This window comes from Mucilaginibacter sp., assembly GCF_965225845.1.
In the GTDB taxonomy this organism is placed as follows: domain Bacteria; phylum Bacteroidota; class Bacteroidia; order Sphingobacteriales; family Sphingobacteriaceae; genus Mucilaginibacter.
Genome location: NZ_CBDDBL010000002.1, coordinates 2,601,357 through 2,627,820 on the forward strand (window position 1 = coordinate 2,601,357; position 26,464 = coordinate 2,627,820).

Annotated in this window: 23 protein-coding genes and 1 pseudogene; all 24 read right to left on the reverse strand. The window is 33.6% G+C overall.

Annotated features, from left to right (window positions below):
* Positions 1–38: 38 nt before the first annotated feature.
* Positions 39–941 carry a GDP-L-fucose synthase family protein gene (locus ACYZ0U_RS15880; RefSeq protein WP_461453524.1) on the reverse strand — a complete coding sequence of 301 codons (903 nt, stop codon included), beginning with the start codon at positions 939–941 and terminating at the stop codon, positions 39–41.
* Complete coding sequence (locus tag ACYZ0U_RS15885) at positions 916–2,079, reverse strand: glycosyltransferase (RefSeq protein WP_461453525.1); 1,164 nt, start codon at positions 2,077–2,079, stop codon at positions 916–918. The genes ACYZ0U_RS15880 and ACYZ0U_RS15885 overlap by 26 nt, the downstream gene beginning before the upstream one ends.
* Entirely contained in the window at positions 2,076–3,164 is a 1,089-nt protein-coding gene (locus ACYZ0U_RS15890) for an acyltransferase family protein (protein WP_461453526.1), read from the reverse strand. Before ACYZ0U_RS15890 ends, ACYZ0U_RS15885 begins: the two co-directional genes overlap by 4 nt.
* Complete coding sequence (locus tag ACYZ0U_RS15895; RefSeq protein ID WP_461453527.1) at positions 3,151–4,263, reverse strand: glycosyltransferase family 4 protein; 1,113 nt, start codon at positions 4,261–4,263, stop codon at positions 3,151–3,153. The genes ACYZ0U_RS15890 and ACYZ0U_RS15895 overlap by 14 nt, the downstream gene beginning before the upstream one ends.
* Before the next feature lie 4 nt (positions 4,264–4,267).
* Entirely contained in the window at positions 4,268–5,437 is a 1,170-nt protein-coding gene (locus ACYZ0U_RS15900; protein WP_461453528.1) for a hypothetical protein, read from the reverse strand.
* A 28-nt stretch (positions 5,438–5,465) separates the two neighbouring features.
* The gene (locus tag ACYZ0U_RS15905; RefSeq protein WP_461453529.1) at positions 5,466–6,287 is read right to left on the reverse strand and encodes a glycosyltransferase family 2 protein; all 822 of its coding nucleotides are present in this window, start codon (positions 6,285–6,287) and stop codon (positions 5,466–5,468) included.
* Positions 6,284–7,276, reverse strand: coding sequence for a glycosyltransferase family 2 protein (locus tag ACYZ0U_RS15910; RefSeq protein WP_461453530.1), 993 nt, complete (start codon positions 7,274–7,276; stop codon positions 6,284–6,286). Before ACYZ0U_RS15910 ends, ACYZ0U_RS15905 begins: the two co-directional genes overlap by 4 nt.
* Positions 7,273–8,625, reverse strand: a complete 1,353-nt coding sequence (locus ACYZ0U_RS15915) for a lipopolysaccharide biosynthesis protein (RefSeq protein ID WP_461453531.1) — start codon at positions 8,623–8,625, stop codon at positions 7,273–7,275. Before ACYZ0U_RS15915 ends, ACYZ0U_RS15910 begins: the two co-directional genes overlap by 4 nt.
* The gene (gene rfbH / locus ACYZ0U_RS15920) at positions 8,625–9,929 is read right to left on the reverse strand and encodes a lipopolysaccharide biosynthesis protein RfbH (protein ID WP_461453532.1); all 1,305 of its coding nucleotides are present in this window, start codon (positions 9,927–9,929) and stop codon (positions 8,625–8,627) included. The genes ACYZ0U_RS15915 and rfbH overlap by 1 nt, the downstream gene beginning before the upstream one ends.
* Before the next feature lie 19 nt (positions 9,930–9,948).
* Positions 9,949–11,001 carry an NAD-dependent epimerase/dehydratase family protein gene (locus ACYZ0U_RS15925; protein ID WP_461453533.1) on the reverse strand — a complete coding sequence of 351 codons (1,053 nt, stop codon included), beginning with the start codon at positions 10,999–11,001 and terminating at the stop codon, positions 9,949–9,951.
* On the reverse strand, positions 11,001–12,011 hold the full coding sequence (gene dmpG / locus ACYZ0U_RS15930; RefSeq protein ID WP_461453534.1) for a 4-hydroxy-2-oxovalerate aldolase: 1,011 nt from the start codon (positions 12,009–12,011) through the stop codon (positions 11,001–11,003). The genes ACYZ0U_RS15925 and dmpG overlap by 1 nt, the downstream gene beginning before the upstream one ends.
* A gap of 8 nt (positions 12,012–12,019) precedes the next feature.
* On the reverse strand, positions 12,020–12,895 hold the full coding sequence (locus ACYZ0U_RS15935; protein WP_461453535.1) for an acetaldehyde dehydrogenase (acetylating): 876 nt from the start codon (positions 12,893–12,895) through the stop codon (positions 12,020–12,022).
* 9 nt (positions 12,896–12,904) lie between these two features.
* Entirely contained in the window at positions 12,905–14,728 is a 1,824-nt protein-coding gene (locus tag ACYZ0U_RS15940) for a thiamine pyrophosphate-binding protein (protein ID WP_461453536.1), read from the reverse strand.
* A 266-nt stretch (positions 14,729–14,994) separates the two neighbouring features.
* Entirely contained in the window at positions 14,995–16,032 is a 1,038-nt protein-coding gene (locus ACYZ0U_RS15945; protein WP_461453537.1) for an NAD-dependent epimerase/dehydratase family protein, read from the reverse strand.
* A gap of 13 nt (positions 16,033–16,045) precedes the next feature.
* Positions 16,046–17,125: a CDP-glucose 4,6-dehydratase gene (rfbG, locus tag ACYZ0U_RS15950; RefSeq protein WP_461453538.1), complete on the reverse strand. Its 1,080-nt coding sequence runs from the start codon at positions 17,123–17,125 to the stop codon at positions 16,046–16,048.
* Position 17,126: 1 nt separating this feature from the next.
* On the reverse strand, positions 17,127–17,903 hold the full coding sequence (gene rfbF / locus ACYZ0U_RS15955) for a glucose-1-phosphate cytidylyltransferase (RefSeq protein ID WP_461453539.1): 777 nt from the start codon (positions 17,901–17,903) through the stop codon (positions 17,127–17,129).
* 7 nt (positions 17,904–17,910) lie between these two features.
* Complete coding sequence (locus ACYZ0U_RS15960) at positions 17,911–18,966, reverse strand: FAD-binding oxidoreductase (protein WP_461453540.1); 1,056 nt, start codon at positions 18,964–18,966, stop codon at positions 17,911–17,913.
* Positions 18,966–19,896 (reverse strand): annotated as a pseudogene (gene gmd / locus ACYZ0U_RS15965) (GDP-mannose 4,6-dehydratase). Before gmd ends, ACYZ0U_RS15960 begins: the two are co-directional and overlap by 1 nt.
* Before the next feature lie 40 nt (positions 19,897–19,936).
* On the reverse strand, positions 19,937–22,324 hold the full coding sequence (locus ACYZ0U_RS15970; protein ID WP_461453541.1) for a GumC family protein: 2,388 nt from the start codon (positions 22,322–22,324) through the stop codon (positions 19,937–19,939).
* 2 nt (positions 22,325–22,326) lie between these two features.
* Positions 22,327–23,154, reverse strand: a complete 828-nt coding sequence (locus ACYZ0U_RS15975; protein ID WP_461453542.1) for a polysaccharide biosynthesis/export family protein — start codon at positions 23,152–23,154, stop codon at positions 22,327–22,329.
* A 161-nt stretch (positions 23,155–23,315) separates the two neighbouring features.
* Positions 23,316–24,560 carry a sulfate adenylyltransferase subunit CysN gene (cysN, locus tag ACYZ0U_RS15980; RefSeq protein ID WP_461453543.1) on the reverse strand — a complete coding sequence of 415 codons (1,245 nt, stop codon included), beginning with the start codon at positions 24,558–24,560 and terminating at the stop codon, positions 23,316–23,318.
* 34 nt (positions 24,561–24,594) lie between these two features.
* Positions 24,595–25,500, reverse strand: a complete 906-nt coding sequence (cysD, locus tag ACYZ0U_RS15985; RefSeq protein WP_461453544.1) for a sulfate adenylyltransferase subunit CysD — start codon at positions 25,498–25,500, stop codon at positions 24,595–24,597.
* Positions 25,493–26,107 (reverse strand): adenylyl-sulfate kinase, encoded by a 615-nt coding sequence (gene cysC, locus ACYZ0U_RS15990; RefSeq protein WP_461453545.1) that lies wholly within the window; start codon positions 26,105–26,107, stop codon positions 25,493–25,495. The genes cysD and cysC overlap by 8 nt, the downstream gene beginning before the upstream one ends.
* A 2-nt stretch (positions 26,108–26,109) precedes the next feature.
* Entirely contained in the window at positions 26,110–26,421 is a 312-nt protein-coding gene (locus tag ACYZ0U_RS15995; protein WP_461453546.1) for a DUF3467 domain-containing protein, read from the reverse strand.
* Positions 26,422–26,464: the final 43 nt, after the last annotated feature.

The following is a 26,464-nucleotide window of genomic DNA, read 5'->3' on the forward strand; positions in this document are numbered from 1 at the left end:
GTAATTACCATTCATTTACTATTTAGTACCATTATTGGTCACCTTTCTGAAATTAATACACCTTTATTCAAAAAATCCTGGTAAGCCAAAGCTATCCCTTGCTCCAATGTAGTTTGATACTTCCAACCGGCATTTGTAAGCTTAGTTACATCCATAAGCTTTCTTGGTGTACCATCAGGCTTTGAGGTATCGAATTTTATTTCACCGGTAAAACCTATTATTTGTTTAATAAGTAATGCCAAGTTTTTTATTGAAATATCTTCGCCGGTACCAATATTAACTAAACCAGGTTCATTGTAGTTTTGCATCAGGTAATAGCATGCTTCTGCCAAATCATCAGCAAACAAAAATTCACGTTTTGGCGACCCTGTTCCCCAAATAATCACTTCGGCTGCATTTTGCTCTTTTGCTTCATGGAAGCGACGAATTAACGCAGGCAATACATGCGAGTTTTGCGGGTGATAGTTATCGTTTAAGCCATATAAATTTGTTGGCATCACCGATATATAGTTACAGCCATATTGATCGCGATAAGCATCGCACATTTTAATGCCGGCGATTTTGGCTATGGCGTAAGGCTCGTTGGTTGGTTCCAAAGTACCAGTCAATAAATATTCTTCTTTTAAAGGTTGAGGAGCCATTTTTGGGTAGATACAGCTCGAACCCAAAAACATCAGTTTTTTAACCCCGTTTACGTAAGCGCTATGGATAACATTATTTTGTATCTGCAAATTATCGTACAAAAAATCAGCACGATAAGTATTGTTAGCTATAATACCCCCAACTTTAGCGGCTGCTAAAAATACATAATCAGGTTTTTCTTCTGCGAAAAAATCTGATACTTGTTGTTGGTTACGTAAATCGAGCTCGGCAGACGTACGTGTAACAAAATTGGTAAACCTTTCTTGTTTCAGCTTACGAAAAATGGCCGAACCGACCATGCCCCGATGGCCTGTTTATTATTCGATTTTCATATTTATCACAAACAAATTTCTTTATTTTTTCAACAAATACTGATTCGTCAAATTTTTCTGCATGTTGTCTAACAAATACAGGATCAAACGAAATATTCTCAAACTTGTTTATTGCTTCAGTCAAACAATTCAATGTTTGTTCGTTAAAAAACAATGCCGTTGATTTTTCACCAGAATCTTTAAATGGTATCATAGTATCATTTATTCCTCCTATGCCATACGCTATAACAGGCCTTCCTGATGCATTAGCTTCTAATGGAGTGATCCCGTAATCTTCAAGTTGCGGAAAAATTAGCGCCCTGCATTCTGAATATATTTTGGAAAGTTCCGCTGAATCTAAATTACTTTTAAATTCTATATTATTTCCGGCTAATGCTTTTAATTCATTTTCCATTGATCCTTTACCTACAATCAACAGCTTTTTATTTGGCATATTATTAAAAGTTTTCACGACAAGATCAACTAATTTATAGGGTTCAAACCGGCTTACTACTAAATAATACTCTTTATTTACATCACTTATATAAAAATTAGAACATTTTACAGGCGGGTTTATAACTTTGATGGCATTAGATGGGTGATAAACATCTTTTATACGTTGAACTACCTCTGTTGCATTAGTAATGAACCAGTTGGTTCTTTCAGCACCTTTTTTATCAATAAATCTCAGATATTTAATAACAGAATTTAAAATCGTTTTTTTAATACCACTGGCTTTTAAAACTGAGTCATAAGAATCAGCATTCCAGGCTAACCTAAATGGTGTATGGCAATAAGTTAAAACTAATGCATTATCGTCGATTTTTGTATATTTAGCACAATGAGTGGTTGATTGTAAAACTACGTCGTAATCAGTTATTTTTAATTGTCTCATGGCTATAATCCCAAACGGAAAAAAGAATCTTTTTAAATTAATATCAGATTTTATTATTTTACCAAACCACGAGGTTTTAATTACACATTCTTTAAATTCCGGATAAGTGCTTTCAGCGTTATAACTCAATGTATATATCGGCGCTTCGGGAAACGCGGCATGAAAACTAAGTACAACTTGTTCTGCACCACCTTTACGCACTAATTCGTCCTGAACGATAGCAATTTTCATATTATATATTTCTTATCCTTACCAACCATTATTGGTAAATATTTATTACTTAAATACATTACAGGAACAAGAATAATTATAACTGAGATAGTTATTGCAAATCCTAATAATACGTTCCCATCTAGTATACTTAACGGGTATTTTAAACAATAATACATAAACCCTTTTATAGAGCTCATTGCAATAAATTGAAATGCAATAATTACTAATGTATTTTGAGCTATGTATTCAACAAAATTCACTTTACCAAAAGAAATTTCCAATATCCTGCTTAAACTAAATACTGATATGACTCCTGAAAATGCACCAAGTAAAAAGAGTAAATAATTTCCGTAATTATTATTGTTCATATTTACAACTAAGTTTATTGAAGCTATATATAATAATAAAAGTGTACTAATCACAAATACGAAAGCTAAAACCAATGTTTTTAAGTTCATGAGTTTATTAATAATATCTTTAGTTAAATTACCTACGCCATAAATAGTAGTAGCTACAACAGCAACATCAAAGCTCCAGGGTAACCTAATAGGATTATACTTATAATCTAAATAACCTAACAGGGCTATACAAGCTAATAAGAACCACTTAGTTTTAACAGTTTTATTTTTAAAAACCATAAAAAAAATATTTTCGGTCACGAACAAACAAGGTAAAAACCATAATGCAATACCGTGCACTAAATAATCCTTGATACCGTTACCATAAAAAATACCTATTACAGGTGTATATATAGAAATAACTCTTGTTGAATCCGCTCCAAATTTACGGCCAATAAATAACCAAAATATATAGGTTATTACGTTAAATATAAAGTAAGGAACGATTAACTGAATAATTCTCTTTTTAAAAAAAACTGAATATTTATTATATTTTTTGAATGAAAAAAGGAAACCCGAGATAAAAAAAAACAGTGGCATATGAAAGGCAAACACTGTTCCGCCCCATGTATCCGGCAATGCCTGATGGCCAAAAACAACTAAAAAGATTCCTATAAATTTTGCATAATCAATCCATAAAACTCTTTTTTTACTATTTATTCCTAAACCTTCTAATGATAATGTGTTTAAATTATGTTCCTTCATTTATGTATTTAATTATTTCGTTCACACAAGTATTCCAGGTATATTTCTGCGCTTGCACATAGCCTGCTTCAACAAGCTCATTCTTAATTTTTTCGTCTGTTAAAACTGTGTTTAACCCAACAGCTATAGCTTTTTCATCAAAAGGATTAAAATAATATGCTGCATTTCCATAAATTTCTGTTAAACATGATGCGTTAGAACTTAAAACAGGAACGCCTGCTGCCATTGATTCTAAAGGAGGGAAACCAAATCCTTCATAATAAGATGGAAATAAAAAACAACTTGCATTTTGATATATTACGGGCAGATCCTTATTGTCTACCCACCCAGTAAAAATTACGCTTTTACTTAATATTGGGTCTTTTAATAACTCAAATATCGTTGCATCACCGGTAATAAAGCCTTCTTTTTTCCCTATAATAATAAATTTAAGATTAGTATCTTCAGTAAACTCAGTCAAATATCTTTTAAATCCTAATAATGCCGTTTTAAGATTTTTGTGTGGTTTAACATTACCTACAAACAATATATAGTTAGGCTGAATATTGTATTTATTTAAAACATCATTAACTATAACATTCTTATTCACATTATTAAACAATTCAAAATCAATACCATTATATACTACTTTTATTTTTTTCGGGTCGCAGTTAAAATATTTTAATATTTGGTTTTTAGAAAAATTTGAAACAGTAAAAATAATATCGGCATTATTTACCGCCCTATTCATAACAAGCTTTACATAAAGCTTTTGCTTAATACTTAATGTATTAAAATAAGCCAAATGATATACATCATGTATTGTAACTATTTTTATTTTTTTTGCATAATTTAAAAGAGGAACATTATAATGAGGAGACCAAAAAATATCAGTGTTTTTTGTGTATGACGAGGTTTGAAATAATTCTTTTAACGAATATAATCCGGCATCATAATGCTTTTTTACTATATCAGTATTAAAAAAAGCATCGTCTCTAATATGGCAAAGCAGTTCAAGGTCAAAACTATTATTTAACTCAGCACCAATAATATTTTGCAAATAAACACCTATACCTGAGCTATTTACAAGTCGCGCATCCAGGGTAAGTTTTAATTTCATAAAATTATTTTATTTGGGTGTACTGTTTAAACATATAGCTTGATACAAACCAAAAAAATGCCATTACTGGTATTAGTAAAATTGCGCCATCAGAAAAACAGATTAATGCATATATTATTATGCTCCAATGTATACTTACAAAAGAGCCATTGTCTTTGTTAGAAATTTTTAACCTGTAATAATATATTATAGGTGACATTAAGTATAAGATAAACAAGAGAAGGCCCAATAAGCCAAAGTGTTTCAAAATTGAGGTATAAACTATTTCTGTTATTGTATCAAAATTAAAATCACCAAAAAATGTTAAATTATCCAATACGTTAAGTTGGTCTGCCCTGCCGCCAAGCTGGCTGTCAAACAAAAAATTGGTATCCTTACCAATAAAATTTAAAAAAAGATTTCCGCCACCATAAACAATTAGTAAAGTAAATATTAACAAGCCCCAGCTTTTCGCTGTTTTTATTTGGGATATAACATATAATATTAAATATAATAACAATCCTACCCATACTGTTCTTGATAATGTTAGAATCATTGAAAGAAAAAAAACAATTTTCAATGTCAATGATTTTTCAATATTGAGATATATGGGTAATAGTATAAGCATACATATACCATAAATATTACCATTATTATACGTAGAAATCAGTTTCGATAAATCACCACGCAGATTATATTTATCATCGAGGGAACCTACATCAGAAAAATTTACTGTTAAATAAGGAATTTCAATATCATTACCGGTTTTTATTTTATAAATAAAAAGTGCGATTCCAAAGAATGCTATAAATCGGATGCTATTTTTAAATATCGGTAAAAAGGAATCATTAAATTTAGGATCATCAATATCTTTACCTAACAGGTATAAAAATAATAACGGAAATATAAAAACTCCTAAAATAAAGGAAAACAAAACCCCTTTATTTGGTACTTCACTTAATAATAATATGATAATTGCATATAAAATAAACGGAAGACACAGCGCAAGCACTTTATATCTGCTTTTAGTAAAATAATTTATTTTTTTAATAGAAAATGCCGATATTATACCAACTAAAATAATAAGAATATACCCCCAGGTTATTGGAATATCGCCTACCTTAAAGCCGCCTTTAGGAAAAGCAACTAAAAAAACAACAATAAGAAAGACAAATAATTTATAAAAAAATTTCATTAATTGAGTAAATTATGTATTAAAGTAATTAACTCAGCATACCAATTAAACGTCCTTTAACCGAGTACCAATAAAACTTCGCCTTCCCGGGTTTGAAAATCAAACACATTAATATCATTCCGGAAAATGGGCGTAATATTAATTTAACTTTTTTATATATTGAATATTCATATCTTTTATGCATCAATCCAATGGCTAAGCTGTAACCATAAATTTTCCAGGTTGGTACTTCTTCTAATAATGGTTTAGGATGATATACAAAAAGTGAAGGGGAAAATTTGATTTTAGCGTGCTTTTCCTTTAATATTTTTAATAAATAATCGGTTTCCTCACATGCTATATATTTCGTATTCGTACCTAAGCCTAAATCTTCATCAAAAATTATATCATCATAACGTTTTACGAAGATTGTAAAAGATATAGCCTGAAGCCAAACTTTATTTTTAGTTACGAAACATTCATAATTTATAAAGGGTATTAATGTCAAGTTTTTATTTTCGTCTCTGGCCACACAGGTGATACCATCTAAATTATTTTCGGTTATCTGCTTATAAATTTGCAGTAACAAATCAGGTTCATACCAGCAGTCATCATCGGGGTATACAACAAAGTTGCTTTTTGAATTTAATATCCCTAAATTTCGTGCCTTTGATAAACCTTTTTCAGATTTTAAATGGGTAATGTTTAATAAGTTAAATTTAACTAAAACAGGATCAAGCCTATTATCTAAATTTTGATCTACAATAATAACATCAAAATCTTTAAAACTTTGGTTTATTAAACTAATTAATAAATGTTCAAGAGGTTCTACTCTATTTATTGTTGCGATAATTAGACTAAAAAATCTCATATAAAATTATTAAGATCAATTCCTCTCGTCATTAAATAAAATTTTCTAATAATTATATAACATAATTTAGGTGAAATACTTAGCATTGTGTTATAAATAGCATGCCTTATTTTTGTATTAATTCCATAGTTTTTATACATGGAATTATAAATTCGTCTGTATAGGAATTTAATATCTATAGTCTTTCCTGATATATAATATTCAACTAATAAACTTTTAACAATTCCCTCTAACGTATTCCATTTGTATGTAATTGTTTTTATTTTTTCAATTAAAATATTTTTGTCGTTTTTTGACAATGGTAAATCAAATAAAGTTGCCATACCCCTGGCAATGGATAAATTTAAACTATTAAATTTACTTTCACCTTCAAAGCCGTTTTTACAAATTATTTTTGATGAACTGATTGTTATACTATTTGAATTTAGCGATTGAATTATAATTAGCCATTGTGAAGCACATGAATAAGTGTTGTGGTTAGCGCTTGCATATCCGGTTATTAATTTCATATTATAAATATTAACAGAAATGAAAATAGAAGCACCAAAAGAATCGATATTTTTAATAAATTCGCTTTTTCCTAAACTATGTATAGTTTCATTTCTTACCGGATGATATGGGTGCGGGCAGTAATAATTAATGTTTACAGCATCCGAATATTTATCGATATCATTTAAAATTATATCTACGGCATCTTCTGTAATTAAATCATCATCTCCTAATGTCCATAACCATTGCGTTTCACAATATTCAAAACAACGCATTATATTAGAATCGCCGCCAATATTTATCCTGTTTCTAATAATTGAATATTCAATAGCCGGATAATTTAAAAAAATGTATTTAACTTCTTCGCTTAATACTTGAGTTGAGCAATTATCTATTATTAATAAAAAACAATCTGTGGTTAGTTGAGGCAATAATCTTTCTAAAGTATTTTTTAGCTGATTTGGCCTATTATATGTTGGTATTGCAATTGTTAATTTCATACGTTACTATGCCACAAGGTTTTTTTACTGGTAAATATTTGATATGCCCAAGGTAAGCAAAATACAATAATTAAGATTCCATAACCACTTACTACGCCCATTAAACCATACATTTTGCCTAAATAAAATATTGATGCACACATAATTACTGCGGCTACAATTGATTGTACTAAAAAGGGTTCTTTTTTATGACAACGTAAATAAGTGGCCCACGAAAAAACAAGCTGGTTTGCAAAGCATGTTAATGAAATTATAATGGTTGGTAACAATGGAAGAAACCGGGTATAATAAGATATATGAAAAACCTTTAATACTTCTATCAATATGTTTAAAAATATTAATAAACATAAATTAACAAAAATCACATTTTTAAGGGTTTTGTTAAATAATTTATCTAACTGCATATATTCATGTTTTGCTATGAAGCTAGAAAAAGCCGGAATTTTTGTTGTTATCCAACTCATTGATAAAGTGCTTATACCATTAATTACTTGTAAAGTCATACCCATCTGGCCTGCAACCTTGGGTCCCTCATAAGCAAATAACACAGGATTAAATAATTGGAATATTAAATATCCACTTATCCAACTTAACGCGATGCGCCATTGAAATGGAAATATCTCCTTTATATAATTAACAACCCATTCGCCTTTTAAAAGCCATATAGCTTTTAAAGCTTTAATTCGTTTTGAAAATATTATTTGAATGTAATTAATAATTATAGATATTAAACCGGCTATTGCGCTTGAGTACAATTTAAATCCTAAAACAAGAAATAAAAATAGTAATAAGGAGTTAATGGTTTTTTGCACTAACCGTACTTTGGCCATGTCTTTTACTTCGCCAAGCCCGTCAAAATAAGCTAATAATGGATCTATAAATAAGTTTAATGACGTTGCAAGGCATAAAATAACCCAAGGTGTTTTCCAGTCAATATTAGCAACCGTGTTAAAAGTAGAAAAGAAATAAAAACCAATAATTATTAATGCAAAAAAAAGCACAATACTAATTATGCCAAACCACTTAACACAAAATCTTAATAATGACGATAATCTTGATTTATAATAATCATCGCCTTCAACATCGTAATTATTCCAACTTAAATGGGCAAATTCATGAGCGGTATATTGTGTAATTATACCACTTAAACCTAACTCAAAAAAAACTTGTATTGCAATTATACTTGCAAATGTATAGTAATAACCTTGTTCATTTGGTGATAAAAACTTAGCAATAAATATAATTGATATTAAACTGCCTGAAGCTTGTATTATTCTTGTTAGTATTGTAAAAGCAATGGCCTGATCTATACCAAATTTACTTGATAATTTCTTTATATTGCTTAACATTATTTAATATATTCTTTAATCACTCCGGCCATATAATCATAATGGCTTTCATTTAATCCAGGCCAAACACCCAACCAAAATGACTGATTCATAATAATATCTGTATTAGGTAAATCGCCAATAGTACGGTGTGCTATATTATTGTATGCCGGTTGGCGTAATAGGTTACCCGCAAATAATAATCTTGTGCCAATTTTCTTTTCTTCGAGATGTTGAACCAGCATATGCCTGTCAGCAGCATCACCCTCACGCAAGGTTAATAAAAACCCAAACCATGATGGATCACTATTAGGAGTAGGCTCAGGAAGTATAAATATATCCTCAAACTCTTTCATACGTTCATACAGCGCTTTATAATTTTCTCGACGACGTTGTACAAAATAGTCAACTTTCTTTAATTGTGATACACCAAAAGCAGCCTGCATATCGGTAACCTTTAAGTTAAATCCAATATGCGAATAAGTGTATTTATGATCATAGCCATAAGGTAATGAGCCTAATTGCTGTGAAAAACGGCAACCGCAGGTGTTATCTTTTCCGGGTTCGCAGTAACAATCACGGCCCCAATCACGAAAACTCTCTGCTAATTTTGCCAATTTAGGGTTATTAATAATTACCGCACCACCCTCGCCCATAGTTATATGGTGTGCCGGGTAAAATGAGAAGGTAGCAATATCGCCGTATGTGCCTGTTTTTTTACCACGATATGTAGCACCTAATGAATCACAATCATCCTCAACAACCCATAAATTATATTTTTTTGCCACACGCATTACCTCATCTAAATCAAATGGGTTACCTAATGAATGTGCAATCATTATTGCTTTAGTTTTTGGCGAAACTGCGGCTTCAATGTCTTCAGTCTTTACATTGTGTGTAGCAATGTCTACATCAACAAAAACAGGTATACAACCATATTGAACCATTGGGTTTACAGTTGTAGGAAACCCCGCCGCAACAGTGATAACCTCATCGCCCGGAAGTATTTGTCTGTCACCTAATTTAGGTGATGTTAAAGCATAAAAAGCTACAAGATTAGCCGAAGAGCCCGAATTAACTAATAACGCCTTAGGTACATTAAAATATTTTGCAAATTCTGCCTCAAACTGATTTGCAAACCTACCTGCTGTAAGCCATGCATCCAAGGTTGCATCAATACCAAGCATTACATCATCCTCATCTAAAACTTTACCAGTTACCGGAATATAGTTTTTTCCCGGAATAATTATTTGTGTTGTTTTTTGCTTTGCAATTTCCCTGAGGCTTTTTTCAATTTCGGGGCTACTTATATTTTTTAAAGTCATATGTATATGATATATATTTTTATTTTCGGTTTAGTTGATTCCAAACTATTGTTCTGTTAATAGCATCACCTATGGTATAGGTTTCACGAACATCTAAATCCTTGACAATTTTTGATGTATCTGCCACTATCTTAGATAAATTGGCATAAGTTTCTTTTGATGATTTAGATAAGATTTCAATATTATTGTTAAGTGAATGTTTAACCTTTAAGGCAAGGTCATTTAATGAAATAGCCTCATTACTCCCAATGTTATAATTTTCTCCAACATTACCTTTTATTAATGCTTTTAATAGCCAATAAGACATATCACTGGCATATAAATAACTTCGCACAGTAGATGAATTACCAATAATTCTAATTGGGCCGCCTAATATACCATCACGAATAAAATTGTTTATAGCCCAGGGTTTCTCCAAATCATGATATGGGCCAATAAAGGCAAATGGCCTAATTATTAAAATAGGAAGTTTAAATTGGTTTCTATATATAGCACAAAGTGTTTCAGTAATCCTTTTTGCCTCAGCATAAATATTATTGATACCATTGGGTTCAACTTTACCACAAAATTTCTCATTAATTAAAATTTCAGAATCATTTTTTCCATAAATCTGGTGCGAGCTAATATGTACAAATTTATATAACTCGGGCAATCGAGATGCTGCATCAAGTACAGTTTGTGTACCTTTGTAAAAAGTTTCAACAGTGCGTGCTGGTTGAGACACATGATCACGATTGTCTGGAGAACCGGCAGCATGAATAATATAATTAACGTCAGCCGGTAAATCATGTAAGTTTCTTATGTCCTGCTCAATATAACTTATAAAAGTTTTTTCAGCTAATTGAGGCATTTCATTTTTAAATTTTTTTATATCTCGGGCCAATAAATACAATTTAATATTGTAGCCTTTGGTGTGATTAATATACGCTACCATTTCGGTCAGCCATTTACCAATAAAGCCAGTACCCCCAGTTATAAGTATTGTTTTATTTTCCAATGCAGAAAATAATTCCGGCTCAATACAAGATTTTGCACAATCTTCAAGTATAATATTATGTGATGCGTCAGCCATTATTTTTTATTTCTAACTAAGTCCATTACAACTTCAATAATAATATCTTCTTGCCCGCCAACAACTTTTCTTTTACCTAATTCGCGATATACGTCGCGCTGATCAACGTTATATTCTTTAGATATGCGGGTGACATGTTTGGCGAAACCTGAAAAAACACCTGATAGTCCGCTTATAATACTTTCAGATTTTATTACAGGAATAGTTGGTATAACCATTTTATCTGCAATATCTGAGGCATCCAGCATTTTATATAAATCTATCCCTGTAAAAAAGCCCATTCGTTCTAAAACAGCAACCAATACTTCAAGCTGCGCATTGCCTGCACCTGCGCCAAACCCACGGGCTGTACCATCAAGTATTTTAGCGCCCGATTCTATAGCTGCAATTGAATTTGCTGTTGCCATACCTAAATTATTATGGGCATGAAAGCCCACAGGTACCTTTAAGCCATCAACTAAAGCTGTGATTTTTTCAACAACATCAGATGGAAGATATGCTCCTGCAGAATCCATTATTATAATACCTTCGGCACCATATAATTCCATTTTTTGAGCTTCTTCAACCAATATTGCGGCAGATGCCATATGGCTCATCATTAATACCCCATATGCTTCTTTACCACGCTCACGTACAAAACCTAAGTGTCGTTGTGTAATATCGGCCTCGGTACAGTGTGATGCTATACGTATTACATCAACACCAATATCTATTGCCCTTGTCAAGTCGCGTTTTATAGTTGCAAATCCTGGTATTACATGTATACCTAATTTACTTTTGGCAAGATACTTGCGGGCTGTTTCAAGCATAGTTACGTCATCTTCTAAACTTAACCCAACTTGCATTGATGATGCTCCCAAGCCATTCCCATGTCCAACTTCTACTATAGGCACTCCAGCCTTATCGGCTGCCTCTGCATATAAAGCAATTTGCTGTGCGGTGATCTGATGAGCTACAGCATGACTCCCGTCACGCAGGGTTGGGTCGCTTACTAATATATGTTTTATCATAACCTGGCTTAGTTGATATTATTCAGAACTTTTGAATATTGTTCAGCCACAGCTATAGCTGCGCAGTTAATAATATCTAAATTACCTGCATACTTGGGTAAATAATCGCCCAAACCTTGGGCTTTTACCATAATTACAATTCTATCATTTTCATAAATTGGTGAAACTAATAAACTATAACCCGGAACGTATTCACGAATTGCTTCGATCATAATATCAATTTCTTTTTTTAATAATTCCATATCCGGATTACTCACCTGTGCAAAAATTGTGGTTTGCATATCTATGCATGGGTCTGCGGGGTTTAAGTTCAAAATAGCTTTAGTTCTTTTCGCTTTTGAAAATATGCTTAATCCCATTTCAGTTGTATCAACATATTCATCTAAATTAAGCCTGGTTGCGGGTCCTGCACTTCTGGATGCTATGCTTGATACTACTTCGATGTATTCAACATTACTTTGGGTTTTACCAATTACATAAGCTATTGGGATTGAAGCCTGCCCACCGCAGGTAATCATATTTACATTGCGCTGTTTAACTGCTTCCTCTAAATTTACTGCAGGTATACAAAGGCTACCCAACTTAGCGGGAGTCATGTCTACAACAATTTTCCCTAACTTTTCTAATATTTCCCAATGTTTTTTTGCGTCTTTAGCTGATGTAGCATCAAAAACCAAATCAATATCATCAGGTTTTTTTTCAATTGCCTGGATACTTTCATCAGATACTTTTATTCCCATTGCTATAGCCTTAGCCATACCTGGGGATGATAAATTGCGACCAATAAACAACACACATTCTAAAAACTCAGACCGTTGAACTTTAATCAGCAAATCTGTACCAATATTTCCACTGCCTAATATTGCGACTCTTATTTTTTTCATTTTTTAATATTAAACCTCCATCATTTCTGATTTGGCATGTAAGCCGGAAATCATATTGTTTTTCAATTCATTTCTTGGTAAAAATGGAGAAAGATCTTCTAAAGGTGGTGAAATTAACGTTCCGTCTTTTTGTATCGACAATGATAATTTAGGAACAAATAATTGATAAGGGTGCATAAAAACCTCACAAATCACCGGGCCATTAATTGCCTGTACCTGTGGTATGATTTCATCAAAGTCATCCCAGGTTCGAATTTGAAATGCAGGTATTTTAAATGCGGTTGCTAATGCACTAAAATCAGGGCATGAAACACCTGATTTTTCATCAACTCCCGAGCGCCTGCCATTAAACAATGCCGATTGGGTATGTTTAATCATTAAATAACCATCGTTATTAAATATGAATAATTTTATGGGTAATTTATAATGAACCATTGTTTGTAATTCTTGCAAATTCATCATCATGCCTCCATCGCAGTTTAAACACATTACCTCTCCTTTATTGCGTGCTACAGAAACACCTACTGCTGCCGGAAGCCCATAGCCCATTTCACCTAAACCTGTTGATGTCATCAATCGCTGTCCATTTTTTATTTTTAGAACTTGGTGGCCTGATAATAAAGCAGTACCCATATCAGTAGTAATATGCTGGTCGGATTTTAAATGCTCATTTAATTTATCCATAAATTTGTATGAGTTAATAAATCCATCCTTATCGGGATGATCAGTTTCATTAACCCATGGATAATCACTTCTGTATTTATTACATTGTTGTACCCATTCGTTATGTTCAGCACCTAAATTAACATTAACATTGTTTAATAAGCCGGTGATAAAATCTTTTGCATCAGCATGTATACTATAGCTATATCTTTCAGCATATTTTTTTAATTCATCAGCATCAATATCAACCACTGCAATTTCAGCATCTCGAGCCAGTTCATTTATTTCATATCCTATTTGAGATATTGCCATTCTTGTACCTATGCAAACTAATAAGTCACAATTTTGCACAACAAAATTAGCACAACGCTGCCCATATGTGCCTGCCCTGCCGTAAATTAAAGGGTGATAAGAATCAACCATATCTATACCTGCCCAGGTAACCAATGAAGGAACATTGTATTTTTCAATAAGGCTTGTAATTAAATCATAGGCACCTGCCAATCTTATACCGTGGCCCAACCAAAAAACAGGGCGTTTAGCTTTATATAATTTTTCAGCTATATTTTTAATAAGTACAGGCAATTCTTTTTCTTGTTTATTTAAGACATCTGAATCAAGCCCTGTAAATGGCAATAATTTTTCGTCAGCTATTACAGCAGACTGGATGTTCATAGGTATATCAACCCAGCATGGGCCCGGCCTGTCATTGGTAGTTATAGCATAAGCTTTTTCGAGTTCAATTTTGGTATTTTCCGGAGCCATGACCATAGATGAATACTTGGTTACGTTATCTACCATTAAAGCACTATTATATCCTTGCACGCCCCACATACGTAGATCCTTATGAAAATCAACGAATTTTGAATTTTCATTTCCAGAAATAATTAACCCGGGAATGGAGTCGGCCCATGCGCTTACAACTCCAGTAACGCCATTAGTTGAGCCGGCACCTGTAGTTAAAATAACGGCGGTTACTTTACCACAAGTGCGGTAATAAGTTTGCATAGCCATACACGCGGCTTGTTCATGATGTACACAAATAACTTCGGTATATCCTTTTTTGTAAATAGAATCAAAAATATGTGCGTTGCCTGCACCTATGATTCCAAATACATGCTTAATTTCCTTTTCGGCCAAAAAATCGGCTATGTAGTCACTTATTTTCATTTAATATTACATTAATAAATTTTATTGTTTGACAAACAATTTTTGGTATATATGTCAACTATAATCTAGGACATTAAAAGCATTTTTTTGAATATGAATTATTATTTTCTGTTAGTTTTATAATTTTTTACTTATTCTTAATTTCATACTAAATATATAATCAAATATACCATATTATTGGATTATACCATTAAACATTATACGCCCTTATTCCTATGTCATGCTTCTAAATAAATATTTCACAATTGATTTAAAAAAAAACATTTTTAATTATCTACAGAGCTGTAATATTTGATTGTTTTTTGTATTGCTTCTTTTAAAGAAATATTAACAGATAACCCTAATTCCTTTTTTGCCCGTTCTATTGAGGGAACGTACCATTGCACCTCACTATTTTTTGTAGTAGGTACTGTAATAATAACATCTTTATTTGTGTTAAAATCTGCTACTAAATTAGCTAAATCTTTTATTGTTAAATATTTATCAGAACCAACATTATAAGCCCGAGATGATGGAGCTTTAAATAAAATTGTCCATAACCATATCGTTAAATCTGATGAATAAAGATAGGAACGGTAAGGTGTACCATCTCCGTTAACAACTATATTTTTTTTATCTAAAACACATTTCACAAAATTACCAGCTGCAAATGTCCCATCTAATGGTAAATACGGCCCGATAAATGCATAACATCTGGCAATTTTTGACTTTAACTGAAACTTTTGCTCATACATTATAGCCAGCATTTCAGCCACACGTTTTCCTTCGCCATATGCAGCATTTACTGCATAAATATTTGGGGCTCCGGTAAATTCTTCAGTGATATTAGTAATATTAGCAGGCTGTATACCATATACAGCACCTGAACTTGTGTGCAATATTCCTTTTACGTTTTTAACTCTTCCTAATTCAAGTATTCTTTTTGTTCCTTCAACAATGGTATCATACATTAGCATCGGTTGCGTTATATTAAGGCTTACACTTGCTTCAGTTGCTGCATGTATAATATAATCTATTGGATCGGAAGGAAAATCAAAATTTCGTACATCGCCATTTATAAAATCCACATTATTCATTGCTTTAAATTGTGGATTTTTTAATAAAAATAATTCTGAGTTTCTGGTTAAAACAATTAATTTGTTATTAAGGCTAAGAACATTGTTTATGTAATTAAAACTTTGTAAAATCCATTTACCAAAAAAACCTGTACCTCCAGTTACAAATATGGTTTTACCTTTTATTACATCCCACAGCGGTTTGGTGTAAAGTAAAATATGATCTAAATCTTCTTGTAACTGATCCATTAATTAATTTATGCTATGCATTAAAGAAAGATATTATTTGAGCTTCGGTAAAGTTGCTTATACTTTTATTGTCATCATAAAATTTCTTATACCATTCTATAGTAAATTTTACAGCTTTACTCGCATTAAATTTTGGTTTCCAACCTAATTCGTTTATGGCCTTGCTAATATCTAATTTAAGCAAACCTGCTTCATGCGGCTGATTATCGATTTGTATAACATCATAACTGCCTTCTGTCCAGGCATCAATTGCTAATTCAACCATGTGTTTAACGGTTAGAGCATCTTCGGCATGTGGGCCAAAGTTGTAGGCTTGGGTAAACTTATTTGGGTTAGCAGTTAGTTTTGTGCCTAATAATAAATAACCGGCTAATGGCTCTAAAACATGCTGCCACGGGCGAACGGAAGATGGATTACGTATAATTATTTTTTCGCCTTTACCTAATGAACGGGCTATATCCGGTATTAATCTATCTTTTGACCAGTCACCACCGCCAATTACATTACCGGCACGGCCAATTGCTATGGCTTGTTTATGTTCGTTGTACTTTGTTAGGTTAAAAAAGGAGTTTTTATATGAATCAATCACCAATTCTGCGCATGCTTTACTGGCACTGTATGGATCATATCCACCTAACCTATCAGTTTCCCGATAAGGATATAACCATTCATTATTATGATAAACTTTGTCTGTGGTAATAAAAACACTTACACAAGGTTTTTTTAATTTTCTTATAGCATCAAGTAAATATGCAGTACCTATTGCATTTACGGCAAATGTTTCGGCTGGAATATGGTAAGATAACCTTACCAATGGTTGAGCTGCCAAATGAAAAACATAATCAGGTTGAAAATCAAACAATGCATTATTTAAGGTTTCATAATCACGCAAATCAGCAATTACTGAATCGCATATTTCATCTCCCTTAATTGAATAAAAAAGATCATCTTTAGTATTAGGTGCCAAAGCATAGCCTTTTACTTCTGCCCCAAATAATGTTAATATCTTTAGCATCCATGACCCTTTAAAACCAGTATGGCCTGTTAGGAAAACTTTTTTCCCTTGGTATATATCCTTAAGTTCGTTTAACATATTACCAAATTTTCCATTTAGCATTACCACTGCTCCATAGTTGTTCAAGTTCAATCCTATCTCTTAAAGCATCCATAGGCTTCCAAAAGCCATTATGTTTATATGCCGATAGCTGTCCGTCTTCGGCAATCTCTTTTAACGGCTTTTTTTCCCATTGCACATCATCCATATCCCCTTCCAAATATTTAAAAATGCCGGGTTCTAAAACAAAGAAACCACCATTAATCCACATACCATCGCCCTGAGGTTTTTCAACAAAGTGCTCAACGCTACCGTCATGATCCATCTCAATATTACCAAACCTACCAGGTGTTTGTATAGTTGTAAGTGTTGCTAATTTACCATGTGCCTTATGAAACTCAACTAATTCATTTATATTAATATCGGCTACACCATCGCCATAAGTAAGCATAAACGTTTCACCGTTAACATATTTTTGGATTCTTTTAATCCTGCCAGCAGTGTTAGTGGTTAAACCGGTATCAATTAAAGTAACTTTAAAGGATTCCGAATTAGAGAAGTGTACATCTACCTTATTTTTCTCCATTTCAATGGTTACATCAGAATTGTAGAGATAATAATTTAAGAAATATTCTTTTATAGACTGTGCTTTATAACCAAGGCAAAGCACAAAATCATTATAACCGTACGTTTCATATATTTTCATAATATGCCATAAAATCGGTTTGCCACCAATTTCAACCATAGGCTTCGGTCTAGCTTCGGTTTCTTCCATTAACCTTGTACCAAGCCCTCCGGCAAGTAACACTACTTTCATTTTTATATTAATTTTTTACTAATAATTTCACATTAGCGGTGAGTGGAAAACTACAGCATAAAAGACATTCGTTTGACTGTAAATCATCCGGCAGATTTTCAACTCCAATAGTTTTCACTTTTCCATTTAATAGCACTGCCTTACATAATAGGCAATTTCCAGTTTGACAAGAATAAGACAAATCGATCATAGCATCAATACCAGCTTCTAAAATACTTTTCCCTTTAGCAACTTCAATTTCTAACTCCTTATCACCTGTTTTTAAAATTACATTTTGTGTAAATATTTCTTCAAAGGCTTTAGGGTCTCGGGTAACTTCAAAATCTTCAGCCAAAATATTTTCACTTGCTATGCCTAATTTCGCTAGTTCATGCTTAACAGAGTCTTTTAAGCCAACCGGCCCGCATATGTAGTGATTTGCATTTTTAAAATCACTTTCGGCTTGCATTATATTTAAAACTTTTGTAGCCTCAATACGCCCTTTAATTATATAAGGATTACTGTCGTCGATCACTGCTTGAGTATAAAAATGCCAAACAGAAAATCTTTCTTTATGTAATTGTTGTAATTGCTTTATTTGCTCCGAAAAAATTGTTGTTTCAAAAGTTCTGTTACCATAAACAAGTGTAACATGTTCATATTTAGAAGAGTTTAAAGCAAATTTTGCTATTGACATTAAAGGAGTTATTCCACTACCACTACCCCATAAAACAACATACTTTTTACTTACATTGTCTGCAAATCTGTCTAAAATAAAGTCTCCCATAGGCTCCAAAACCTCTATCATATCTCCAACACTTACTCTGTCCAAAATATGGTTAGATACAACCCCGCCCGGAACGCGTTTAACCGTTATATTAAGCGTGGGATCAATACCAGGAGCTGATGAGAAAGAATATGGCCTAATATACCTTCGCCCATTAATTCTAAATATTAATGTAAGATATTGGCCTGGTTTATACCGTACCTTTTTTAAACCCGGCTGTTTAAAGCAAATAGTTGTTGTATCAATAGTCTCTTTAATAACGCTGTCAACCTTAAGTGTATAAATAAGCATTCCCATTATTCAAACTGGTTATTAATTACATAGCCGAATGCTTTAAGTAATTTCTCTTTCTTACAATGCTCCAAATCGGGAGTCATCATATCGTTTACTAAAGCCTTAAGATCATATTTTGGGTTCCAACCTAATTTAGTTTTTGATTTTGTAGGGTCGCCTATCAATAATTCAACCTCAGTTGGCCTAAAATATTTTTTGTCCACTGCAACAACCTCTTTTCTATAACATGGCTTCAACATAATCTTTGGCATGCCCTCAATCTCGTTTCGCATCTAAATTACCCAGATATAATTTCTCATGCAACCTAATAGCAATTTTAGCGGTAGCAAGCGTTATTTTGCGGGTAACAAATGTTTCGCCACGTAATGGGCTTTCATGATTAAATAAAATACCATTACAAGCAAACATACCATAAGTCTCCCTATAGTTAACAGTAATCCAATATGCATATAATTTTGCAACAGCATAAGGCGAGCGCGGATAAAATGGTGTTGATTCTGTTTGAGGTACTGTTTGCACTGAACCATATAATTCTGATGTTGATGCCTGGTAGATCCTAGTTTTTTTCTCCAAACCCAATATCCTTAATGCTTCTAAAAGGCATAGTGTGCCTATTCCTTCTGCATTGGCTGTATATTTAGGAGTATCAAAACTAACTTTAACATTCGACATTGCACCTAAATTATATATTTCATCTGGTTGTACCTGTTGAATGATACGAATTAGATTAGTAGAATCAGACAGATCGCCGCCGTGCAACTTCAATTTAACATTTTTTTCGTGCGGATCCTGATAAAGATGATCTATCCTATCAGTGTTAAATAAAGAACTTCGCCTTTTAATACCGTGTACCTCATAATTTTTTGACAATAGTAATTCGGCTAAATAAGCACCGTCCTGGCCTGTTATACCTGTTATTAATGCCTTTTTCATTTAAAATACGGTTATTTTATTACTAATTATTTTTACAGGTTTATGATCTTTTAACCCATTTTTTGTAGAAAATATCCTGCTTATCATTATTATTATTATATTCACCATATCCGTAACCATAACCATAACCTTGCCCATAGGATGAATAACCGCCACCTTGAGCCTTAATGTCATTTACCAATAGATAAAGATTTTTAACCTTTTTATTATTTTTAATGTCATTTGCAATATTTAACTGAGACTTATAGGTATAATTTTGCCTTACGACATAAAAAGTGACATCAGCAAATCGTTCAAGCAATAAAGCGTCGGTAACCAATCCTATCGGAGCACAATCCATTATAATAAAATCATATTCCTTTTTTAACTCATTAATCAATTGTTCTAATTTACCGTTAATCAATAATTCAGAAGGGTTAGGTGGTATAGGACCCGAAGAAATAATAAAACAATTTTTACTGAACCATGTAGGCTTTATTATTCTTTTAAAATCCATAGAATCAGAAACAATATAATTGGTAAACCCATCAGAATTATCCAATCCCATATTTTCAGAAAGTTTAGGCTTGCGAAGGTCTAACTCCATAAAAATTACCTTTTTATCAGTTAAAGCCAAAGCACTACCTAAGTTGAGTGATAAAAATGATTTACCCTCACCACTCATGCTGGAAGTAAATAACAAAACATTTGATTTAGAAGAGTTAAGTGCATATTGTAAATTTGTTCTCAAACTTCTAAATTGTTCTGATATCACAGACCTGGAATTATTTGTTACAATCAAGCTATTTCCATCTTTATTATGGCTAATTTCACCTATTATAGATATGGAAGTAAGTTTCTCAATGTCAGCTTTTGTGTTAATTCTTATATTCAATAATTCTTTAATTGCCAAGTAAGCGCCCGGGATAATTAATCCCACTAACAAACCAACTAAATAAATTAAAGATCCTTTAGGTTTAAATGGTGAAAAGTCACTTTTAGCGTAATCAATAATCCGTGAACTGGAAATAGTAGATGTTTTTGATATTGCTGTTTCTTCACGTTTTTGAAGTAAAAACAAATATAATTCTTGCTTTAATTGTTGCTGGCGCTGAAAATCTAAATAGACCCGTTGCTTAGATGGCATTTCCTTTAATTGCCCGTTAAATGTTCCGTTTTGTTTATCTAATTGGTTTTTTGCAACAAGCAAGCTATTCCTGTAAGCATTTAATGTACGCAATAAATTAACACGTGATGTGGCTAACTGGCTATTATAATTTTGAATTACAGGGTTACTATCTGTGTAAGACAGGCTTGCTTTATCCCTTTCCAATACAAGCTGATTATAGGAATCTATAGATTGTCCAAAAGAAGGATCTGCATTATTTATAACCAGGCCACTTGGAATTATTTGCTTATTATTAGGGTTATTTAATATTTTCTCTAAATTATCTACAACAGAGAGTTGGATATTTTCCTGGCTCAGTTTATCATTATAATCACTTGAGTTTGTAATTAATGCTTTTGATTGTTCTACAATATCAGCTATGTTATTCTCTTCTTTATACTGCTCAAATTGTTTTTCAGTACCATTTAACCCATTAAATACAATATCAATTTCCTTATTGATAAAAGCCATTGTACTATCAGCGATCTCTACCTTATTCTGTAAATTCGATAAAAGGTACTGCTTCATTAAAGCATTTAATATGGCTTCGCCTTTATCAGGCTGAGGATAGCTAAATGATAAGTCAATTGTAGTAGACTGCTTATCAGACAATGTAGCTGAAAAAACTTGAGAAAACTCATCTATTGCTGCATCTACCGACTCAATAGAAATTCCATAAATTCCACGAGGAGCAAACAAATTGGTTTTTTGAAGGGTAATATTGTATTGTCTTAATTTAACCGGTTGGCCAAAGCTGCCTTTTAAATTTACATCGTCATCACTATTACTTATTTCAAAGCGATTTTTATCAATTATTTTTATTGTATAATTTCTTTGCAACAGGGTATCTGCTTTATATTGAATAGAAACAGTGAAGGGTGCGTCCTGGTATATTTCAATTGCTTTTAAATTTGATTTATTAAAAGTTCTTATATTTAAATTCATTAATTTAACAACATTCGTCATTAAACTTCTTGATTTTAATATCTGCACCTCATTATCAGCACTACTTTTAACATTAAATACCGAGCTTATATCCGAATTTAAATCACCACTGATGGCTGAAGACCCTCCATTTTTTTCATCTTCAACTAAAATCTTACTTGAAACATGCCATTCGCGAGAAGCGTACTTAACATATAATACGGCTAAGGCTAAACAAAAAACAACACTAATTAAAAACAATATCCAATTGCTTATAATCTTTGCAAGGATGCCTTTTATGTCAATCAAATCCTCGTCTGTATTCTGCAAGGGGATATTTTCAGATGCTTGAGACATTTTTAGAGTTTATTAGTACTAAGAAGAATTGCAAGTACGGAAATTAAAGATGCTCCGATTGCAGTAACGATGGATATATTCCTGTTCTGAATGGCATCCGATGATACAACTTTAGCTTTAAGAGGCTCTACATAAATATAGTCATTTTGACGAAGATAGTAATATGGAGAGTTTAACACGTCACTTTTTGTTAGGTCAAGCCTAACCGTTTCTCTTCTGCCATCGTCATAAGTCCTGATCAATAGTAAGTTATCTCTTCGGCCATAAATTGTTAAATCACCGGCTAAACCCAAGGCATCAAGTATGGTTATTTTTTCATTGGCAACTACATAGGTAGCTGGTTTTACAACCTCACCCAATACAGTTATCCTGAAATTAGCAAACCGCACATTTACCGACGGATCTTTGTAAAACCGTGAAGCTTTATCCCTTATTAAATTTCTTGCTTGTTCTGTAGTTAGGCCTTGTACTTTTAGCTTTCCTAAAACAGGCATTTCAATATATCCGCTTTTATCAACCAAATAGCCATTAACTGTTTGCGACCCGGTACCACCGGCAGTTGTTGAGCCAACTGCCGAAGATTGTATATTTCCTAATGTAATAACCTGCGTGGCAGTAGGATCTACCGTTTGAACATATATAGATAAAATATCGTCCGGTTGAATAAGAGGATCAACATAAACAACATTGGCTAGCATATGCTCTTTAGCTGTATCCGGAATATCTGTAAAGTATTTGACGTTTTTTATAGAAGAACAAGATGAAGATACTAAAACTGCGCCAAAAGCTATCAATAACAAAATGACTGACCAATCGATTTTTCTTTTCATATACTATATGCAAATCTAATAATATTTGTTATTCTTTAAATAAAAGTATCATATTTAAAAAGATTAATAAAAATTACACACTAATATTTATTAATCTTTTTAAATATATAAAAAAACACTTTTTCACACAAAAAAGATCACTATATTAAATTTGCTTATAATCAGGCATGTATTGTACCCGCTGCGACGGTCTCGTTTGTGGCATCATCTACCAGTATCAAGGAACCAGTAATACGGTTTTTACGGTACTCATCGTATACTAAAGGGCGGGTTGTGCGTAATCGCACACGAGCCATATCGTTCATTTTAATATTGACATCATTTTCCAGTTGGCCCATTGTATTGATGTCAACCTTGTAGATCACCTCCTTTATGATTGCCATAACCTCATTGGTGGTACTTTTTAAATAATACTTGGCGCCCGGCCTTGGTGGTTTGGCTGCCATCCAGCACAATAATACATCCAAGTCCTGCCCAACTTCTGGCAGGTTATCGCTTTTAACGATCATATCACCTCGGCTAACATCAACATCATCTTCTAAATTGATGGAGACTGACATTGGCGAAAATGCTTCTTCAATATCACCATCAAAGGTTGTGATAGATTTAATTTTAGATGTTAAACCTGATGGTAAAATGGTAACCTCATCACCCGGGCGAAAAACTCCTCCTGCTACCCTGCCTGCGTAGGCACGATAATCATGATATTCATCCTGGTGCGGGCGAATAACGGTTTGTACCGGGAAACGTGCATCCAAGTGGTTTTGATCGCTGCTGATATGGATGGTTTCAAGTGTATTCAACAGACTTGAGCCGGTATACCAGTCCATATTTTCAGAGCGGTTAACCACGTTATCACCGTTTAAGGCGCTGATTGGTATAAATCTTATATCGCTTATATCTAAATTACTAGCCAAATCCTCATACTGTTCAACAACTTTATTGTAAGCTTCTTCGGAGTAATTAACCAAATCCATTTTATTGATACACACAATTACATGCGGAATTTTTAGCAACGACGCGATGAAAGAGTGTCGACGGGTTTGCTCAATAACGCCATGGCGGGCATCAACCAAAATTAAAGCCAGATTGGCGGTAGATGCACCAGTAACCATGTTACGGGTATACTGAATATGCCCCGGGGTATCGGCAATAATAAATTTGCGTTTTGGGGTAGCGAAATAGCGATAAGCTACATCAATAGTAATACCCTGCTCCCGTTCAGAGCGAAGCCCGTCAGTAAGCAACGAGAGGTCGACATGCGCCAGTCCCTTACGTTCACTTGATTTTTTTACAGCTTCAATCTGATCCTCAAATATTGATTTTGAGTCATATAACAAACGGCCTATCAGTGTGCTCTTTCCATCATCAACACTACCGGCAGTTGTAAAACGCAATAATTCCATTTCCATTTATATTGTGCTAAAGCTATAGTATAGCTTAAAAATATCCTTGTTTTTTCCTGTCTTCCATCGAGGTGTCCGAGCGTTTATCGTCGCTGCGGTTACCGCGTTCGGTACTTCTTGTTGCCGATATTTCAGCAACAATTTTTTCCAGCGTATCCGCATCCGATTCAATACCACCGGTAATGGTAATATCGCCTAGCGTTCGGAAACGCATCAATTTCTTTTCGATCTTTTCACCTTCGCGCAGCACTAAAAACTCCGAATTTGGCAGCCATGTATTATCCCTGTAAACTGCTTCGCGTTCGTGTGCAAAGTATAATGATGGTATCGGGATATTTTCATGCAGGATATAATTCCAAACATCCATTTCGGTCCAGTTACTGATCGGAAACACCCTGAAGTGCTCGCCCATGCGTTTACGGCCATTGAATATATTCCAAAGCTCAGGGCGTTGGTTTTTAGGATCCCATTGGCCAAAATCATCACGGTGCGAGAAGAAACGTTCCTTTGCCCGGGCCTTTTCCTCATCACGGCGGGCGCCACCGATTGCGGCATCAATTTTATGTTCTTCTATCGCATCTAATAGGGATACGATTTGTAACTCGTTCCTGCTGGCATTCATACCCTGCTCTTCAACTGCACGGCCTTTATCAATAGCTTGCTGAACTGAACCTACGATTAGCTGGATGCCTAATTCATCAACTAAATTATCGCGAAACTCCATGGTTTCGATAAAATTATGGCCGGTATCAATATGAATAAGTGGCATGGGAATACGTGCCGGATAAAAAGCCTTGCGGGCTAAATGCGTTACCACAATCGAATCTTTTCCACCAGAAAACAATATAGCGGGCCTGTCAAACTGAGCGACAACCTCCCTGATAACATATATAGCTTCTGATTCAAGCTCCTGAAGATGGGTAAGGTAATGTTTAGACATTATTATTAATTAATAGCTGTATTTTGGGTAAAATATATTCCAAGACTACATTAGCCGATTGACTAATCGGCAGGTCTTTGGTTTGCACACGGACCTCGGCAGTTAAAGGTGGTTCGTAAGGTGAACCAATTCCGGTAAAGTTAGCAATTTCTCCGCGCCTTGCCTTTTTATAAAGGCCTTTTATATCCCGTTGTTCACAAATTTCCAGCGGCGTATCTACATAAACTTCATGGTACAGATCGCCAATAATATTGCGCAGCATATCCCTTTCATGTATAAAAGGGCTAACAAACGCAGCAATCACAATTATGCCGGCATCACACATTAGTTTAGCTACTTCGGCTATGCGTCTAAGGTTTTCGTCGCGGTCTTTTTCAGTAAAAGTAAGATCCTTGCTTAAACCTTTGCGGATATTATCCCCATCAAGGACATAAGTTTTATGGCCTTTTTTATGGAGTTCTTCTTCCAAATAACTGGCAAGCGTACTTTTGCCCGAACCGGATAAACCTGTAAACCATACGCATACGGCTTTATGCCCGTTAATGTGTTCGCGCTCGGCGCGGGTTATTTTATATTGATGCTCAACTATATGTACTTTTTCTTCCATCGTTAAGCCTGGCCCACAGTTCCGCCAAAATTCATAGGAAAGCCGGAAGGTTCCTGTTGAGTTTTGATACGTCCGTTTGCCGCCTCAAATTTATCTACGTTATCAGATAATGCAGATAGTAAGCGCTTTGCATGCTCCGGCGTTAATATGATCCTTGATTTTACTTTAGCTTTTGGTACACCAGGCATTACACGAATAAAATCAAGCACAAACTCCGAACTTGAGTGCGTAATAATAGCCAGGTTAGAATAGATCCCCTCAGATATTTCTTCTGAAAGCTCTATACTTAACTGATTTTCATTTTGCTCTTCCATCCTGCGAAAATAACAAAGCCTTTCCGTTTACCGAAGCGATTTT